At 71.7% G+C, this 15,667-nt stretch carries 11 protein-coding genes, 1 tRNA gene and 3 pseudogenes; 6 read left to right on the top strand and 9 right to left on the bottom strand.

Going from position 1 to position 15,667, the window contains the following annotated elements; genetic code table 11:
- The first annotated feature begins 239 nt into the window (after positions 1 to 239).
- A tRNA-Gly gene (locus AC07CM_RS07220) sits at positions 240 to 310 on the top strand.
- 430 nt (positions 311 to 740) lie between these two features.
- Here AC07CM_RS07220 and AC07CM_RS07225 read toward each other — a convergent pair.
- The gene (locus AC07CM_RS07225) at positions 741 to 935 is read right to left on the bottom strand and encodes a hypothetical protein (protein WP_333777233.1); all 195 of its coding nucleotides are present in this window, start codon (positions 933 to 935) and stop codon (positions 741 to 743) included.
- A 532-nt stretch (positions 936 to 1,467) separates the two neighbouring features.
- Between AC07CM_RS07225 and AC07CM_RS07230 the strand changes: the two genes are divergently transcribed.
- Positions 1,468 to 2,574 (top strand): acyltransferase family protein, encoded by a 1,107-nt coding sequence (locus AC07CM_RS07230; protein WP_478875340.1) that lies wholly within the window; start codon positions 1,468 to 1,470, stop codon positions 2,572 to 2,574.
- 37 nt (positions 2,575 to 2,611) lie between these two features.
- Here the strand turns inward: AC07CM_RS07230 and AC07CM_RS07235 are convergent, their stop codons facing one another.
- The 3 genes and pseudogenes from AC07CM_RS07235 to AC07CM_RS07245 all read right to left on the bottom strand — a co-directional run bounded on the left by AC07CM_RS07235 (position 2,612) and on the right by AC07CM_RS07245 (position 5,010).
- Positions 2,612 to 3,067, bottom strand: coding sequence for an HD domain-containing protein (locus AC07CM_RS07235; RefSeq protein WP_478875341.1), 456 nt, complete (start codon positions 3,065 to 3,067; stop codon positions 2,612 to 2,614).
- Positions 3,064 to 3,582, bottom strand: a pseudogene (locus AC07CM_RS07240) (ABC transporter permease); the annotation flags it as partial. The gene AC07CM_RS07235 and the pseudogene AC07CM_RS07240, both read right to left, overlap by 4 nt.
- Before the next feature lie 255 nt (positions 3,583 to 3,837).
- Positions 3,838 to 5,010, bottom strand: a complete 1,173-nt coding sequence (locus AC07CM_RS07245; protein WP_478875342.1) for a SpoIIE family protein phosphatase — start codon at positions 5,008 to 5,010, stop codon at positions 3,838 to 3,840.
- A gap of 175 nt (positions 5,011 to 5,185) precedes the next feature.
- On the opposite strand from AC07CM_RS07245, the gene AC07CM_RS07250 reads away from it, so the two are divergent.
- Positions 5,186 to 6,427 (top strand): GNAT family N-acetyltransferase, encoded by a 1,242-nt coding sequence (locus tag AC07CM_RS07250; RefSeq protein WP_478875343.1) that lies wholly within the window; start codon positions 5,186 to 5,188, stop codon positions 6,425 to 6,427.
- Between the two features lie 7 nt (positions 6,428 to 6,434).
- Here the strand turns inward: AC07CM_RS07250 and AC07CM_RS07255 are convergent, their stop codons facing one another.
- Both AC07CM_RS07255 and AC07CM_RS07260 read right to left on the bottom strand, forming a co-directional pair.
- Positions 6,435 to 7,244 carry an Fpg/Nei family DNA glycosylase gene (locus AC07CM_RS07255; protein WP_478875344.1) on the bottom strand — a complete coding sequence of 270 codons (810 nt, stop codon included), beginning with the start codon at positions 7,242 to 7,244 and terminating at the stop codon, positions 6,435 to 6,437.
- A gap of 68 nt (positions 7,245 to 7,312) precedes the next feature.
- Entirely contained in the window at positions 7,313 to 7,798 is a 486-nt protein-coding gene (locus tag AC07CM_RS07260; protein ID WP_478875345.1) for a ribose-5-phosphate isomerase, read from the bottom strand.
- Between the two features lie 236 nt (positions 7,799 to 8,034).
- On the opposite strand from AC07CM_RS07260, the gene AC07CM_RS07265 reads away from it, so the two are divergent.
- Positions 8,035 to 9,456, top strand: coding sequence for an amino acid permease (locus AC07CM_RS07265; protein ID WP_478875346.1), 1,422 nt, complete (start codon positions 8,035 to 8,037; stop codon positions 9,454 to 9,456).
- Positions 9,457 to 9,490: 34 nt separating this feature from the next.
- On the opposite strand, the gene AC07CM_RS07270 is transcribed toward AC07CM_RS07265, so the two are convergent.
- Together AC07CM_RS07270 and AC07CM_RS07275 are read right to left on the bottom strand one after the other, a co-directional pair.
- On the bottom strand, positions 9,491 to 10,165 hold the full coding sequence (locus AC07CM_RS07270; RefSeq protein WP_478875347.1) for a hypothetical protein: 675 nt from the start codon (positions 10,163 to 10,165) through the stop codon (positions 9,491 to 9,493).
- A gap of 1,487 nt (positions 10,166 to 11,652) precedes the next feature.
- A pseudogene (locus AC07CM_RS07275) lies at positions 11,653 to 12,379 on the bottom strand (serine/threonine-protein kinase); the annotation flags it as partial.
- Positions 12,380 to 12,631: 252 nt separating this feature from the next.
- Here AC07CM_RS07275 and AC07CM_RS07280 point away from each other — a divergent pair.
- The gene (locus AC07CM_RS07280) at positions 12,632 to 13,348 is read left to right on the top strand and encodes an LPXTG cell wall anchor domain-containing protein (protein ID WP_478875348.1); all 717 of its coding nucleotides are present in this window, start codon (positions 12,632 to 12,634) and stop codon (positions 13,346 to 13,348) included.
- 99 nt (positions 13,349 to 13,447) lie between these two features.
- Positions 13,448 to 14,751, top strand: a pseudogene (locus AC07CM_RS07285) (FAD-binding oxidoreductase).
- Here the strand turns inward: AC07CM_RS07285 and AC07CM_RS07290 are convergent.
- On the bottom strand, positions 14,738 to 15,319 hold the full coding sequence (locus tag AC07CM_RS07290) for a biotin transporter BioY (protein ID WP_478875349.1): 582 nt from the start codon (positions 15,317 to 15,319) through the stop codon (positions 14,738 to 14,740). The pseudogene AC07CM_RS07285 and the gene AC07CM_RS07290 sit on opposite strands and share 14 nt — an antisense overlap.
- Positions 15,320 to 15,667: the final 348 nt, after the last annotated feature.

Below are 15,667 nucleotides of genomic sequence, written 5' to 3' on the forward strand. Positions count from 1 at the left end.
TCTACCAGCGGTCCCGTTCCGCATGTACTCCCAGGTCAGCGCGCATCAGCCCCCGCCTGGACAGTGCCCCGGCCAGCCTTAACTTCCCGGCCTTGGTACATGCACTGGCCGGATTCGTCGGCCGGTTTACGTGCCACCGCATACGCGGCATCGCCGCACCCCAACGCGTTGGCTTCCGCGGTGCGCGACCCGCTACGATGCACTGCAGTGCCGCGGTCACCGACCTGCGGCGCGCGCTTGCGGGCGTAGCTCAATGGTAGAGCCCTAGTCTTCCAAACTAGCTACGCGGGTTCGATTCCCGTCGCCCGCTCTGTACGGCTCAGGGCCAGGTCGGAGGATGATTCCTCGACCTGGCCCTGATCGTTTCCGCCCCTTGGGGGCTGGGCCTGCCTGCCGGAATGATCGATCACGTCGCCGTTCGAACAGTTGTTGGCGTGACCGGAGGCGTAGTGGTGAAGCCGGACCGGCGTCGGGCAGGGGGAGAGCGCTGCGCGCGGGACGTGCGAGGCGGGCGGCCGATCACGCGAGCGCCACGGTCCACGACCCCTGCGCGGTTGACGTCCCGCACGCGGCCGGGTGGCGGCGGGCACGGTGGCAAGGTGCCCGCCGGGGTTGCGGGGCGTGGTCGGTCAGGGGTGCGGCGCCTCGCTGTCCGCGTCCACCACGGGTGCCGTCAGGGCGGCCGGCGCCGTCGGCCCCGTTGGTTCAGTCGTTCGGGGCCGACCTTTCACCCGTCGGGGTCAGAAGTTGATCGAGTTGATCGTCTCGGCTATCGAGTTCAGGAACCGGTTGATGGACGGTGCCATGCCGGTCGAGGCGAGGAAGAAGCCGAAGAGGACGGCGACGATGGCTGGGCCGGCCTTGATGTTCCCCCCTCGGATCAGCACCACAAGGATGATCGCCAACAGCAGCACCACAGACAGTGAAATGGCCACAACTGATCACACCCTCGGTCGGTCCGCTCTCCCGGCCCGGGGGTACGGCCCCGCACCCCCGCCAGAACCATCGTGCCACCAACCCGGCCACGGTATGCGGCTCGTGACACAACGTTGGACAACGACCCGGCCCCCGCGACGCCCCGCACAGTAATTCGACAGGGCATCCACGCCCGACTCCCCCAGTAATTACGCACGTTCCTTTCGGTGTCCACACATCCTGTGCGCAGGTAATTCGAATTGATGACACAGAGACGTCGTATGACCCAATTAGTCGGGATGAATCGGGACATCAGGGGTGAACGACGGGCTTCGATGTGCCCACCGTCACGTGGACGGGGGAGCCAAGTCATGTAAATCAGGGGGTACCCGAAGGCGATAACCAGGAATGACCGCGAGGGTTTTACCAAATGCCACAGCCGACGCTAGGGTGCCTGAGATGTTTGACGCCGCCTCGTCCCCCGGCCAGAACCGCAGGCCACTCCCCCCGGCACAGTCGCCGGTCGACGGAGTGCCCAGTCCGCGTGCGCCGATGAGCACGCAGACACGGAAGCCGCCCACGGACAGGGCGGACAGACCGGGCAAACAGCGCGATGCGTTCTTCGACAACGCCAAGTTCCTCGCGATCGTGCTCGTCGCGATGGGGCACTCCTGGGAGCCACTGAAGGGCGACAGCCGCATCCTGGAGGCCGTGTACACCGTGGTGTACACCTTCCACATGCCGGCGTTCATCATCATCTCCGGCTTCTTCTCCCGCAGTTTCGACATGCGCCCGGACCGGCTGAAGCGGCTGATCACCGGTGTCGCCGTGCCGTACGTCCTCTTCGAGACGGCCTACCCGCTCTTCAAGCGCGTCGTCGACCACTCCCCCGACCAGGAGATCAGCCTCCTCGACCCCTGGTACCTGACCTGGTTCCTGGTGGCCCTGTTCGTCTGGCGGCTCACCACGCCGATCTGGAGGCTGGTGCGCTGGCCGCTGCCCCTGGCCCTCGGCATCGCGATGCTGGCGAGTCTCACCCCGAACATCGGCGACGACCTCGACCTGCAGCGCGTCCTGCAGTTCCTCCCCTACTTCGTGCTCGGCCTGTGCATGAAGCCCGAGCACTTCCAACTGGTGCGCCGCCGTTCGGTGCGGATCGCCTCGGTGCCGGTGTTCGCGGCCGCCCTCGCGGTCGGCTGGTGGGCGGTGCCGCGCATGAACACCGCGTGGTTCTACCACCGTGACTCCGCGCAGGAGCTGGGCGCACCGTGGTGGTGCGGCCCGGTGATGGTGCTCGCGATGCTGGCCTGCTCGCTGGTGCTGACGGCCTGCTTCTTCGCCTGGGTGCCGCGCCGGAACATGTGGTTCACGGCCCTCGGCGCGGGCACGCTGTACGGCTACCTGCTGCACGGCTTCCTGGTGAAGTTCGCCGACTACCGGGGCTGGTTCGACCACGCCTCGCTGCACCACCCGCTCGGCGAGATCGCGGTGACCGCCGTCGCGGCCGCCGTCGTCACGCTGCTGTGCACCCCGCCGGTGCAGCGGGTGTTCCGCTTCGCGATGGAGCCGAAGATGGAGTGGGCGTTCAAGCAGGACGCGGCCGAACTGGCCCGCGAGCGCCAGCGCAAGGAGCGCGAGCGCGAGAAGGTCGACGCCTAGCCCACCCTCGCCGCCCGGCTCCCCCTCGCTCCCTGGCTCACTCCTGCCGAAGACCGAGAAGTGCGCGCATTCCTGCGTACTTCTCGGTCAGTCGTTCCCGGGTCGCCTCGTCGAGGACCGCGAGCCGGCCCGGGTCGGCGTTGTGCGCCAGGTCGGCCTCCTTCACCAGCAGCGCGCCCGGGGTGGCGAGGATCCGCCGCGCGTACGCCTCCGGCTCCTCCTCCGCCCGCTTGGTGACGGCGCGCACGATGGCCTTGGTGCGCGGGCTGAGAGCGGCCCCCTCCAGCCACTCCTCGGACAGCGCGTCGTCCTCGACCGCGTCGTGCAGCCAGGCCGCGGCGATCTGCTCGGCGTCTCCGCCACGGGCGCGTACGCCCTCGGCGACGGCCGCGAGGTGTTCCGCGTACGGCCGTCCCGCCTTGTCGGTCTGGCCCTTGTGGGCGGCGCGTGCGAGGCCCTCGACCTCGGCGAGGGTCAGTTGCGTCTCGGTCACCCCTCCAGTGTCTCCCGGCGCAGCGCCGCCCGGGCCGGGACGGTGACCGCGGTCAGCCCGAGGGCGACGATGCCGCCGGCGAAGGCGCCGTAGACCACGGGCGGTATGTACGGCGCCTGCCCAGTCAGCCCCTTCGTCATCGGCACCAGCGTGGCCAGGGCGATCGCCGTGCCGAGCGCGATGCCCGCGAGGACGACCAGCAGGGCCTCCCAGTGGACCATGCGCAGGATCTGCCGCCGGGTGGAGCCGATCAGCCTCAGGGTGCCGAGTTCGCGGCGCCGGGCGAGGACGGTCATCACCAGTGTGTTGCCGGCGGCGACGGCCGCGAACCCGCCGAGTACGGCGGCCATCACGGCGTTGGCCCAGACATCGAGTTCCCGGTCCAGGGACTGGGCGGCGGAGTAGCCGTCGCGGTCCAGCACCGTGCCGAGGGGGGCGAGACCGGCCGTCGTACCGCCCTTCGTCCACAGCTCGGTGTCGAAGGCGGAGGTGACGTGGGAGGCGAGGCCGGCGCGGCTCGTCGGCCGCGGCGGTACGGGCGCCGGGGACGGCGGCCGCCTCGGCGACCAGGGAGGCGTCGAGGCGGGCCCGGTCCGGGACGGGCGCTCGCCACCGCGGCCGCCCGCGAGGGCGGACGGCGGCCGTGCTGGGCGCGACCCCGGAGGGGCGGGCCCAGCACGAGACGGTCGGCCGGCGGGTGCCGGCGCCGCCGACCGGCGCGATGCGCACCGCGGTCTGAGTCCGCGCGCCGCGTGCCGGGGCGGGCGTGCTCAGCGGGCCGCCGCCGATGCCTCCCGGCAGATCAGCAGCAGGGCGCGGTCGTCGTTGACGTCCTTCGCGACCGCCTCGATGAGGTGCCAGGCCGCGCCGTGGAAGCCGCCGGCGACGTAGCGGTCGGCCTCGCCGGTGAGGCGGTCGATGCCCTCCACGATGTCCCGGTCGGAGGTCTCCACCAGGCCGTCCGTGAACAGCATCAGCACGTCCCCGGGCCGGAGCGAGCCCTTCACCGGGTCGAACTGGGCGAGGTCGTACACACCCAGCAGCGGACCGTCGGCGGCCTTCTCCTCCCAGCGGCCGCTGCCCGCGCTCAGCTGCAGTCCCGGCGGATGGCCCGCCGAGTACAGCTCGTAGTCACCGGAGTCCAGGTCCAGGACCAGATGGATGGAGGTGGCGAAGCCCTCGTCCCAGTCCTGGCGGAGCAGGTAGCCGTTGGCGGCCGGGAGGAAGGCGTGCGGGGGCAGCGAGCCGAGCAGGCCGCCGAAGGCGCCGGACAGCAGCAGGGCGCGGGAGGCCGCGTCCATGCCCTTGCCGGACACGTCCGTGAGCACGACCTCCAGGGTGCGGCCGCCGTTCGTACGGGCCGCGACGACGAAGTCGCCCGAGAAGGACTGGCCGCCCGCCGGACGCAGCGCCATCTCGTGGTGCCAGCCCTGCGGCAGTTTCGGCAGCTTGCTCTGCACCCGGATCCGCTCGCGCAGGTCGAAGAGCATGGTGCCGCCGCGCCGCCAGGGCACGCCGACCCGGCTGCGGAACTGGGCGGTCAGCAGCCCGAAGAAGCCGCACGCGGCGACCACCAGGACCACGCCCGGGGTGACCCGCGAGGGCCCCTCGGTGTACGGGCCGAGCCGCACCGACTCCACGATCAGCGCGGTGGCTCCCGCCGCGTACAGGCCCAGCAGGCTCGCCGGGCGCAGCAACAGGCCGCCGGCGACGATGGGCAGCACCAGGGTGGCCGGGGAGCACCACACCGAGTTGCCGAGGGTCATGGCGGCGAGGACGGGGATCGTGAGCAGCAGCCCGGCCAGCGCGATCCAGTCCGAGCCGTCGCCGCGGAAGTAGTCCACCGCGCTTCTGCGCAGGCCGACGCGGACCCGGTGCCACTGCATCTTCCACCGGGCCGTGAACGTCTCGGCCTTCGCGCGCCGCTCTCGTCCTGCTGCCATTAGTTCGGGACCCTATCCATCGGACCAGCCGCTTGGCACGGGAGGTCCCACTTGTCCCCCGTGAGAGGCTCAACTTCAGGTTTCAACCTCACAGTGAACGGCACGCCGGCCCATCGCGCCGCCACCCAGGAGAAATTCGCTGGCTCGTCCCGCAATGCCCTGGTAGGCATGGCTCATGGCGACTGAGCGTGCGACCGAGTTGAAGGTGCTGCGCCCGGAGGAGTTCGATCCGTGGTGGGACGGGCTGCTCCGCGCCTTCGGCGGCGGGTCCGCTTCCCCCGAAGAGCGCGAACTGGACAAATCCCTCACCGAATTCGACCGTTCGATGGCGGTGTGGGACGGGGACGCGATCGTCGGGACCGGCGGGGCGTTCAGTTTCCGGATGACCGTGCCCGGCGGCGCCCTGGTGCCGGCCGCGGGCGTCACGATGGTGAGCGTGGCCGCCACGCACCGGCGGCGCGGGGTGCTGACCTCGATGATGCGGCGCCAGCTGGACGACGTGCGCGCCCTCGGCGAGCCGCTGGCGGTGCTGACCGCCTCCGAGCCGGCGATCTACGGCCGCTTCGGGTACGGCGCCGGCACCTTCCAGCTGCACGCCGAGATCGACACGAGCCGGGTGACGCTGGCGCTGCCCGCCGGTGCCGAGGACGTACGCCTGAGGTACGCGAAGCCCGCCGACGTCCTCGCCGAGTGCGAGGCGGTGTACGCGGCGCTGGTGCCGCGCCGGCCCGGGATGCTGGCCCGGCAGCCCGGCTGGGAGCGGGCGGGACTGCTCGACCCGGAGAGCGAGCGCGGGGGCGCGTCGGCGCTGCAGTGCGTGGTCGCCGAGCAGGACGGCGAGGTCACGGGGTACGCCCGTTTCCGCACCAAGCTCGACTGGGGTCCGAGCGGGCACGACGGCACGGTGACGCTGGAGTACCTGGCCGCGCTGGACCCGGCGACCGACGCGGCGCTGTGGCGCTTCCTGTTCGACATCGACCTGATGACGACGCTGACCGTGCGGGGGCGGCCGCTCGACGACGCCTGGCAGTACATGGTCTCCGACATCCGCCGCTGCGGGTTGCGGACGCGGGACTCGTGCCACGTCCGTCTGGTCGACGTCGGTACGGCGCTCGCGTCCCGGACGTACCAGGCGCCGGTGGACGTCGTCCTGGAGGTCGAGGACGCGTTCTGCCCCTGGAACGCCGGGCGTTGGCGGCTCACCGGGGACAGCAAGGGCGCGTCCTGCGAGCGGACCTCCGACGCGGCCGATCTCGCCCTGTCCGTAAGCGAGTTGGGGGCCGCCTACCTCGGCGGCGTGACCCTGCTGTCGCTGGCGGGGGCCGGGCGGATACGGGAACTGCGGCAGGGGTCGCTGACGGAGGCGTCGGTGGCGTTCGGCTCTCCGGTGGCGCCGTGGCTGCCGCACGGCTTCTAGCCGTCGGTCAGGGTTTCTGACAGGTCGGGCACCAGAAGAGGTTGCGGGCGGCGAGGTCGGCGGTGCGGATCCCTGTGCCGCAGATGTGGCAGGGCAGGGTGGCCCGGCGGTAGACGTACACCTCACCGCCGTGGTCGTCCACGCGGGGCGGCCGGCCCATGGCCTCCGGGGTGTGCTCCGGCCGGACGGTGTCGATGCGGTTGTGGCGGACGCCCTCGCGCATCAGATCCACGAGATCGGCCCAGACCGCGTCCCACTCGGCCGGGGTGACGTCCCGGCCGGCCCGGTACGGGTCGATGCCGTGCCGGAACAGCACCTCGGCGCGGTAGACGTTGCCGACACCGGCGATGACCTTCTGGTCCATCAGCAGGGCGGCGATCGTCGTACGGCTGCGGGAGATCCTGCGGTACGCCGCGCCCGGGTCGGCGTCCGTACGGAGCGGGTCGGCGCCGAGGCGGTCGTGTATGGACCGCTTCTCGGTGTCGGTGATCAGCGCGCAGGTGGTGGGGCCGCGCAGGTCCACGTACGAGGAGTCGTTCATGAGCCGGAGCCGCACGGTGTCCGTGGGCGGGGGCGCGGGGACCGGGCCGAAGCCGACCTTGCCGAAGAGGCCGAGGTGGATGTGGACCCAGTCGGCGTCCCGGAACCGGAGGAAGAGGTGCTTGCCGTGGGCCTCGGTGCCGGTGAGGAGGGCACCGTTCAGCAGGTCGGCCGCGTCGGAGAACTTGCCCTGGGGGCTGGTCACCAGCGGGGCGGTGTGCTGGAAGAGCTCGGCGTAGTCCTGGGCCAAGCGGTGGATGGTGTGCCCTTCGGGCAAGGCTGAGCTGTCCTTTCGTGCCGTGCCGCACGGAGGCCTGGGGGCGTGGAGCCCCCAGGTCCGGACTCCTACTGCTGGGGGTGGTGTGCCGGGATCGCCGGCAGCTCGCCCGTCGTCTCGTACGCCGACAGCATGTCGATGCGGCGGATGTGGCGCTCGTCACCGGAGAACGGCGTGTTGAGGAAGACCTCGACGAACTTGGTCGCCTCCTCCGTGCTGTGCATCCGGGCACCCACGGCCACGACGTTGGCGTTGTTGTGCTGGCGGCCCAGGGAGGCCGTCTCCTCGCTCCAGGCCAGAGCCGCCCGGACACCCTTCACCTTGTTCGCGGCGATCTGCTCACCGTTGCCGGAGCCGCCGATCACGATGCCGAGGGCGTCCGGGTCGGCGGCCGCCTTCTCGGCGGCGCGCAGGCAGAAGGGCGGGTAGTCGTCCTGGGCGTCGTAGATGTGGGGCCCGCAGTCGACGGGCTCGTGCCCCGCCGTCTCGAGCCATTCGACGAGGTGGTTCTTGAGTTCGTAGCCCGCATGGTCGGAGCCGAGATACACGCGCATGGGACGAGTGTGACACGGCCCATTCAGGGCAGCAGCTCCGGGTGTCGGCGCCGAAGAATGTGAGCCAGGCCATTGAAGCTCAAGGAAACCTCAAGTAACAATCCGGATTCAGAGGTTCCCGAATTCATTCACCTCCGATTCACTGGACCGGCTCGTACACCGCTCGTGCGAGGCCCTGTTCGCAGCCACCCCCCTCGAACGGGAATCGCTCCACCGGCGCAAAGGAAATCCGTCCCATGACCCCTGGTTCCGGACTTCAAGCAGGTCTCAAGAACCGACACCTGACGATGATCGCCATCGGCGGCGTGATCGGTGCCGGACTCTTCGTCGGCTCCAGCTCAGGCATCGCCACCGCCGGCCCCGGCATCCTCCTGTCGTACGCCCTCGTCGGAACGCTCGTCGTCCTCGTGATGCGGATGCTCGGCGAGATGTCCGCCGCAAACCCCACCTCCGGCTCCTTCTCGGCCCACGCCGACCGCGCGCTCGGGCGCTGGGCCGGTTTCTCCATCGGCTGGCTCTACTGGTTCTTCTGGGTCGTCGTGCTCGCCGTCGAGGCGACCGCCGGCGCGAAGATCCTCGAGGGCTGGGTACCGGCCGTCCCGCAGTGGGGCTGGGCCCTGATCGTGATGATCGTCCTGACCGCCACCAACCTGGTCTCGGTCGGCTCCTACGGCGAGTTCGAGTTCTGGTTCGCCGGCATCAAGGTCGTGGCGATCGGCGCGTTCGTCGTCGTCGGTCTGCTCGCGGTGTTCGGCGTGCTGCCGGGCGTCCACGCCGACAAGGCGAGCTTCTCCAACCTGACCGGCGAAGGGGGCTTCCTGCCGCACGGTCCGGGCGCGATCCTCACCGGTGTGCTGCTGGTCGTCTTCTCCTTCATGGGCAGCGAGATCGCCACCCTGGCGGCCGGCGAGTCGGAGGACCCGCAGCGCGCGGTCACCAAGTCCACCAACAGCATCATCTGGCGGATCGGCGTCTTCTACCTGGGCTCGATCCTCGTCGTGGTCTCGCTGCTGCCGTGGAACGACCCGTCCATCCAGAAGGACGGCTCCTACGTCGCCGCGCTGAACTCCCTCGGCATCCCGCATGCCGGCGAGGTCATGAACGTCATCGTGCTGACCTCGGTGCTGTCCTGCCTCAACTCGGGCCTCTACACGGCCTCCCGGATGGCCTTCTCGCTCGGCCAGCGCGGTGACGCCCCGAAGGCGTTCGCCCGCACCACCGCCCGGGGCGTCCCGATGGCCGCGATCCTGTCCTCGGTCGTCTTCGGCTTCGTGGCGGTCTTCTTCAACTACCAGTACCCGGACACCGTCTTCCTCTTCCTGCTCAACTCCAGCGGTGCGGTCGCCCTGTTCGTGTGGCTGGTCATCTGCTTCTCGCAGCTGCGGATGCGGAAGATCATCCAGCGTGAGGCGCCGGAGAAGCTCGTCGTGAAGATGTGGCTGTACCCGTACCTGACCTGGGCGACGGCCGGGATGATCGTGTTCGTCCTCGTCTACATGCTGTTCGACACCGAGCACGACGGCCGGGAGACGGTGCTGCTGTCACTGCTGGTCGCGGCGGTCGTGCTGGCGATCGCCTTCATCAAGGAGAAGGTGACGGCGGGCCGCCGGACGACGGTTCCCGCGGCCGACGAGCCCGAGAAGGTCACCACGGGCTGACGCGGGCCGCTTTCCGGCTCACGGACTCACGGACTCACAGCACGGTGAAGGTCTCCTTCACCGTGCTGTACGTCTTTACGGCCTCGGTCTCGATCTCCGGCTGGTACCAGGTGTTGATCTGGTACGACTTCCCGTCCGCGTCGAAGCCGAGCAGGCGGGCGTGCCAGGGGGTGCCCTTGAGGGTGAAGGTGTACTCCCAGACCACCGCCGGGTGCCCCTGGAACGTCGTCCTGGCCAGCCGGATCTTGACGTAGTCCCGCCCCTGGCGGGCGTCCTTCTCCGACCGGCTCCAGGTGTCCAGGAGGTCGCCCCGGGCGAGTGAGGACTTGGCGACGAGTTCCTGCTGTCCGTCGGGCGAGGTGTAGTGCACCTCGGCACCCGTCTTCACGTCCCGTCGCCACCCCCGCGGCGGAACCCACGCGAACCCGCCCGCCTCCGTACGCGCGCCGGGTGGCGGTACGGGGGGTCTCGAGGTGTCCTCGACGGTCGGAGAGGCGGCCGTGGGCGAGGAGGCGCCGGCGGTTCCGCCATGTACGGCCCCCTCCCGCCGACCGCCTCCGCCGGAGGTGGCGACCAGTACGGTGACCACGATCCCGACGGCCACGACGCCGAGCGCGGCGAGCACGGCGGTGCGGCGGGTCCGGGGCCCGGGCCCGCCGGCCCCGTCGCCCGCCTCGAACACCGGCCCCGCACGACGCTCGGTCCCCACCCGCCCACGCGCCCCCGGAACACCGTCCGGCTCCGTGGGCCGACCTCCGAGCCTCACACCGACACGCGGGCCGGAGCCGCCTCCGGCGGGCGTGGACCGACTGCCCACCCCGGGGTCAGCAGGACCGTTGCTGACCGGGGTTGGCCCAAGGCCGCCGGTGCCCTGGGGCGGCGAGGTGGGCCATGCGGCTCCTTGTCCGTCCTGGGGCTCGTACGGCCCCTGCCGCCTCGGCTCCCCTCCCAGCGCGCGGTGTTCCTCCAACTGCCCAGGATCCCCGTCTGCGGCAGAGGGTGAGGGGGGTGAGTCGGCCGGTGCCGGGACGGGCGGAACCTGGGCAGTCGGGTGCCGGTGTGGACCTCGGGCCTCACCGGCCCAGAGCCCGCTCGCTCGACCCGCCCCCGCCGGCCCGGGCCCCGGCCGCTCGCCCCCGGCCTGCCCCAGGCCCACCGTCTCGGCTTCTGCCGGCACCGGGCCCACCTCGGAACCCACCGGCCCAGGACCCGAGCCCTCGACCCCGACAGACCCGGGTGCTGCCGTCTCGCCCCCCATCTGGCCGGGCCCCGGCCGCTCGGCGCCCACCGGCCCATAGCCCACCACTTCGGCCATCGCCGGCACCGGGCCCACCTCGGAACCCAACCGCTCAGGACCCACCCCTACCGCCGCGGCCGGCCCAGAACCCGCTCCCTCAGTCCCGACCGCCCCGGGGCCCGCCCGCTCGGCTCTCGCTGCCTCCGAGCCAACCGCCTCAGTACCCACCAGCCCGGGCCCCACCGCCCCGCGGCCCTCCCTTCCAGGCCTCCCGGCCCCCGGGTTCTGCACCCCCGGCGTCATCGCCCCATGCCCCTCCGCCAGAGCTGCCCCAGCCACTGGGCTCTCCCCCGCCGGCCCGGCCCCCGTCGCCCCAGAAGCCGTTCGGCCGCCCATCGCCCCCTCGGCGGAAGCCGCTCCAGGAGCCACCCGGTCGCCCAACGCCCCCTCGGCCGAGTCCGGACGGGCCGCCGCAGAAGCCGGCCTGCCCACCGGTGAATCCGCCGTGCCCACCGGCGAACTCGCCTCCTGGTTAGGCGAATCCGCCTCGTCCGCCCGAGAGCCCGTCCAGCCTGCCGGCGCAACCGCCTCGCCCGCCCGCGAACCCGCCGAGCCCGTAGGCGAACCCGCCCCACCCGCTCCCGCTCCCGGCCCCGCCCCGGCCGCTGCCTGACCCTCCTCCCCCGCTCCCGGCCCCGCCGAGCCCGTAGGCGAACCCGCCCCACCCTTCGGCGAATCCGCCTCGCCCGCCCGCGAACCCGCCCAGCCCGTAGGCGAACCCGCCCCGCCCGCTCCCGGCCCCGCCCCGGCCGCTGCCGGACCCTCCTCCCCCGCCCACGGCCCCGCCGAGCCCGTAGGCGAACCCGCCCCGTCCGCCCGCGGTCCCGTCCGGCCGGCCGTCGGTTCCGGTACCCCCGGGAGGGTGGGGGACGGAGGGGGGTATGCCGTCAGGCGCAGGGTCGTTTCCGCCTCTGTGAGGGTGGGGCGGGTCGAGGGGTCCTTTTTCAGCAGGGAAGTCAGGAGGTTTCGCAGGGGGCCGGCGGTGGGTGGGAGTTCGGGGTCCTCGTAGAGGACCGCGTGCAGGGTCGCCAGAGTGGTGTCGCGGGAGAAGGGGGAGTGGCCCGCCAGGGCCGCGCAGAGTGTCGCGCCGAGGGACCACAGGTCGGACGGGGGTCCCTGGCGGCGGCCGGAGACGCGCTCGGGGGCCATGTAGTCGGGGGAGCCGACGAGCATGCCGACCATGGTCAGGGCCTTGGCGTCCTGGATCGCGGCGATGCCGAAGTCGGTCAGGACCACCCGCCCCGCCCCGCTCTCGACCAGGACGTTCCCCGGCTTGATGTCCCGGTGCAGCACACCCCCCGCGTGCACCTGCCGCAGCGCCGCCGCCAGCCCCAGTCCGATGCGCGCGGCCTCGCGCGGGCCCAGCGGGCCCTCCTCGGCCATGATCCGCTCCAGTGAGCGGCCGTGGACCAACTCCATGACGATCCACAGGCGTTCGCCCTCGTCCACGACGTCGTACACCCGCACCACGTTGGGATGGTCGATCCGCGCCGTCGCCCTGCCCTCGCGCAGGGTGCGTTCCCGGCGGGTGCGGACGTCCTCCGCGTCCTGTCCGCCGATGCGTATTTCCTTCACCGCGACCAGCCGGTCGAGTATTTCGTCGACGGCTCGCCACACCCGCCCCATTCCCCCCTGACCGATGCTTTCGACCAGCCGATAGCGCCCGTTCACCAGCAGCCCCGGAATCCCGCCGGCTCCCGGCCCTCCCGCTTCCCCCATTTTTCCCGGCAATGCGCCGCACCCCCCTCAACGACCGCCTCTGCTGAAACACAACGGTCACACTTCGCCCCGTACCAGCATAGTGCGGGGAAATCTTGTGGTACCTCTTCAAGTACTGCGAATTCAGGCGCAGTCCAGGGGGTTGCAAGGGGGGCGAACATGAGTTCTCGTCGCTGGGCGGGCATCGCGGGATCGCTGGTCACGGCATCTTTCTCGGCCGTGATGTTGCTTTCGCCGACGGCCGTCGCCGATGACCAGGGACCGGGGAGCGAGAAGGGGGGAAAGGTGGTCGACGAGGCACCGGCGGGCGTGCGGCTGCGCACCCTGCTGCCGGAGAAGATCTCGGTCGACAACAGTTCGAAAAGGACGGCGATTACCGCCACGGTGAAGAACGAGGGAACCAAGGACAGCGACGGCATCCGGCTTTTGGTGGTCGGCTTCGACGGACTGCGGATCACAGGAGCCGAGGGCTGCTCGGCGATCGCGAAAAAGGACCTGCCGGAAGGTTCGAACAGTGGTTTCAGTTGCCCGGTCGGTCCGCTCGCGGCCGGGAAGTCCAAGTCGTACGCGGTCCGGGCCACGTACGACCTGAGCAAGGCCGGGAAGATCTGTCTGCCCGTGCAGACCACGGACGGGAAGAAGACGTTCTGGCAGCAGGGCCCGGTGCCCTTCGGCACGACCAACCCGTCGCCGAACGCCCCGGCCACCCCGCTGCTCCTCGGCACCGACAACAAACCGGTCGCACCGGGCGGCGACGAGCTGCCGAAGACCGGTGTGGGGCGTGACGTGCTGCCGCTGGGCGCCACGGGCGCCGCACTGATCGCGGCCGGCGCGGCCGGACTGTGGTGGTCGCGACGCAGGCGCCAGGAGGCCTGACCCGGACGGAGGGCGGCCGCACAACCTGACGGGGACTGTCAGGTTGTGCGGCCATCCTGGGCGGCATGACCTTCGTGGACATCGACAACACGGCAGACCCTGTCCTCCTCCGCCCCGGGCGATCCGGGCTACGCGGACGAACTCGCCGGATTCCAGCTCGGCTTCACCCAGCGACCCGCGGTGATCGTGGCCGCGCGCTCGGCCGCCGACCTGGTGGCGGCCGAGCGGTACGCGGCCGCCGGGAACCTGCCCGTCGGGGTCCAGGCGACCGGGCACGGGCTGCCGGGCTCCGCCGAGGGCGGGGTACTGGTCACGACCCGGCGGATGGACGGGATCAGCGTCGACCCGGAGGCCCGTACCCGTGCGGGTGCGGGCCGGGGTGCGCTGGGGGCACGTGGTCGCGGCGGCCGCACCGTACGGCCTGGCGCCGCTGAACGGCTCGGCGCCGGGCGTGGGCGCGGTGTCGTACACCCTGGGTGGCGGACTCGGCGTCCTGGCCCGGGAGTTCGGGTACACGGCGGACCACGTGCGGTGGCTCGAGGTGGTCACCGCCGACGGCGAAGTGCGGCACGTCACCCGGGAGTCCGAACCCGACCTGTACTGGGCGCTGCTCGGCGCCGGGCATAGCCTCGGCATCGTCACGGAGCTGGAGACCGGGCTCGTGCCGGTGCGGACGCTGTACGGCGGCTCGGTCTCCTTCGACGAGCGCGCGGTGGACCCGGCCGCGGCGCTGCGGGCGTACGAGGCGTGGACGCGGACCGTGCCGGACGGGCTGACCTCGTCCTTCGCGGCAGTGCCGTACCCGGACCTGCCCGCGCTGCCGCCGCATCTGCGCGGGCGGTACGTCGTCTCCGTCCGGGTCGCCCACACCGGCGCCGGCGGCACAGAACTCGTCGCCCCGCTGCGGGAGATCGGGCCGGTGCTCGCGGACTCGCTGCGCACGATGCCGTACGCCGAGAGCCACACCATCCACAGTGACCCGGACTTCCCGCACGCCTACTACGGGGACAGCGCGGTGCTGCGGGAGCTGAACGCGAAGCGGGCAGGGGAGCTGCTGCGGCTGACCGGGCCCGAGGCGCCCGCGATGTGTGTCGTCCAGGTCAACCACCTGGGCGGGGCACTCGGCCGGCCCGCGCCGAACGCGGTGCCCTTCCGCGACGGGGGGTTCCTGCTGCGGCTGCTGACGGTCGGCGGCCGCGAGCAGGTGCGGGCCGTCCTCGACCCGGAGTTCGCGCTGCTGGCGGACGACACCCTCGGCCGGGCGCTGAACTTCGCCTTCGGGGCCGGGGACCGGGGCGCCGGTCTGTACGACCCCGAGACGCGGAAAGAGGCTCGCCGGGCTCAAGGAGCGGTACGACCCGGCGAACCTCTTCCGCGGGAGTTACGGCGTCAGCGCTTGCTGACGAACTTCCAGGCGGCGGGCAGCGCGCCCATCGCCAGGGCGGCCTTCAGGGCGTCGCCGATCAGGAACGGGGTGAGGCCGAGCGAGATCGCCTGCGACGCGGACAGGTCGGCTGCCAGGGCCAGGTAGGGGACGCCGACGGCATAGATGACGGCCTCGCCGAGGATCATCGTGCCCGCCGTGCGCAGCGGGGAGCGGTCGGCGCCGCGGCGGGCCAGGGCGCCGACGAGGGCGGAGGCGAGCAGCATGCCGAGGATGTAGCCGAAGGACACGGCGCCCGAGCCGGAGGTGCCGTCCGCGAACCACGGCACACCGGCGACGCCGGCGACGGCGTACAGGGCGAGAGAGAGGAAGCCGCGGCGGGCGCCGAGCGCGGTGCCGACGAGCAGCGCGGCGAAGGTCTGGCCGGTCACCGGCACCGGGGAGCCGGGCACCGGAACCGCCAGCTGGGCCGCGAGACCGGTGAGCGCGGCGCCGCCGAGCACGAGGGCGGCGTCACGCACGCGGGTCGCGGGAAGGAGGTCGGCGAGGACGGCGCCGGGGCGGACGGCGGCGGTGGCGGTGCTCATGGGGACTCCGCGGATGGTGTGGGCACGAGGGAACATCGTGACGCTATACCGGTGTCCACGTGCCGATCACCGTCAGCGCTCGACAAAGGCGGCCACGCACCCTTGGTGGGCTCCTCACAAAGGATGCGGGTTACACCGGGTACGGCGTGATACCGGTCACTGTGGTGGAGTGGCCCACGGTACGCAGAGCCATGACGGCCCGTCTGTAGGGTTCCACCAAAGGCTCGATGACCGTCTCGCCCGTCGGTCGCCGTCTGGGCAGCGCGGGGGCGGTTTGCTAGCTTCGAACGCATGGTTGCCCAGGCCCGGTACTTCACGTCGCGTCGCTATGTCGACCTGCGACGCCAG

This window comes from Streptomyces sp. NPDC044061 (assembly GCF_056434305.1).

Bases quoted from the DNA above. Each gene is read 5' to 3' on its own strand.
- AC07CM_RS07260 (WP_478875345.1), bottom strand. From the start codon at position 7,798: ATGCGCGTGTATCTCGGCTCCGACCATGCGGGCTACGAACTCAAGAAC.
- AC07CM_RS07265 (WP_478875346.1), top strand. From the start codon at position 8,035: ATGACCCCTGGTTCCGGACTTCAAGCAGGTCTCAAGAACCGACACCTG.
- AC07CM_RS07230 (WP_478875340.1), top strand. From the start codon at position 1,468: ATGAGCACGCAGACACGGAAGCCGCCCACGGACAGGGCGGACAGACCG.
- AC07CM_RS07280 (WP_478875348.1), top strand. From the start codon at position 12,632: ATGAGTTCTCGTCGCTGGGCGGGCATCGCGGGATCGCTGGTCACGGCA.
- AC07CM_RS07290 (WP_478875349.1), bottom strand. From the start codon at position 15,319: ATGAGCACCGCCACCGCCGCCGTCCGCCCCGGCGCCGTCCTCGCCGAC.
- AC07CM_RS07250 (WP_478875343.1), top strand. From the start codon at position 5,186: ATGGCGACTGAGCGTGCGACCGAGTTGAAGGTGCTGCGCCCGGAGGAG.
- AC07CM_RS07245 (WP_478875342.1), bottom strand. From the start codon at position 5,010: ATGGCAGCAGGACGAGAGCGGCGCGCGAAGGCCGAGACGTTCACGGCC.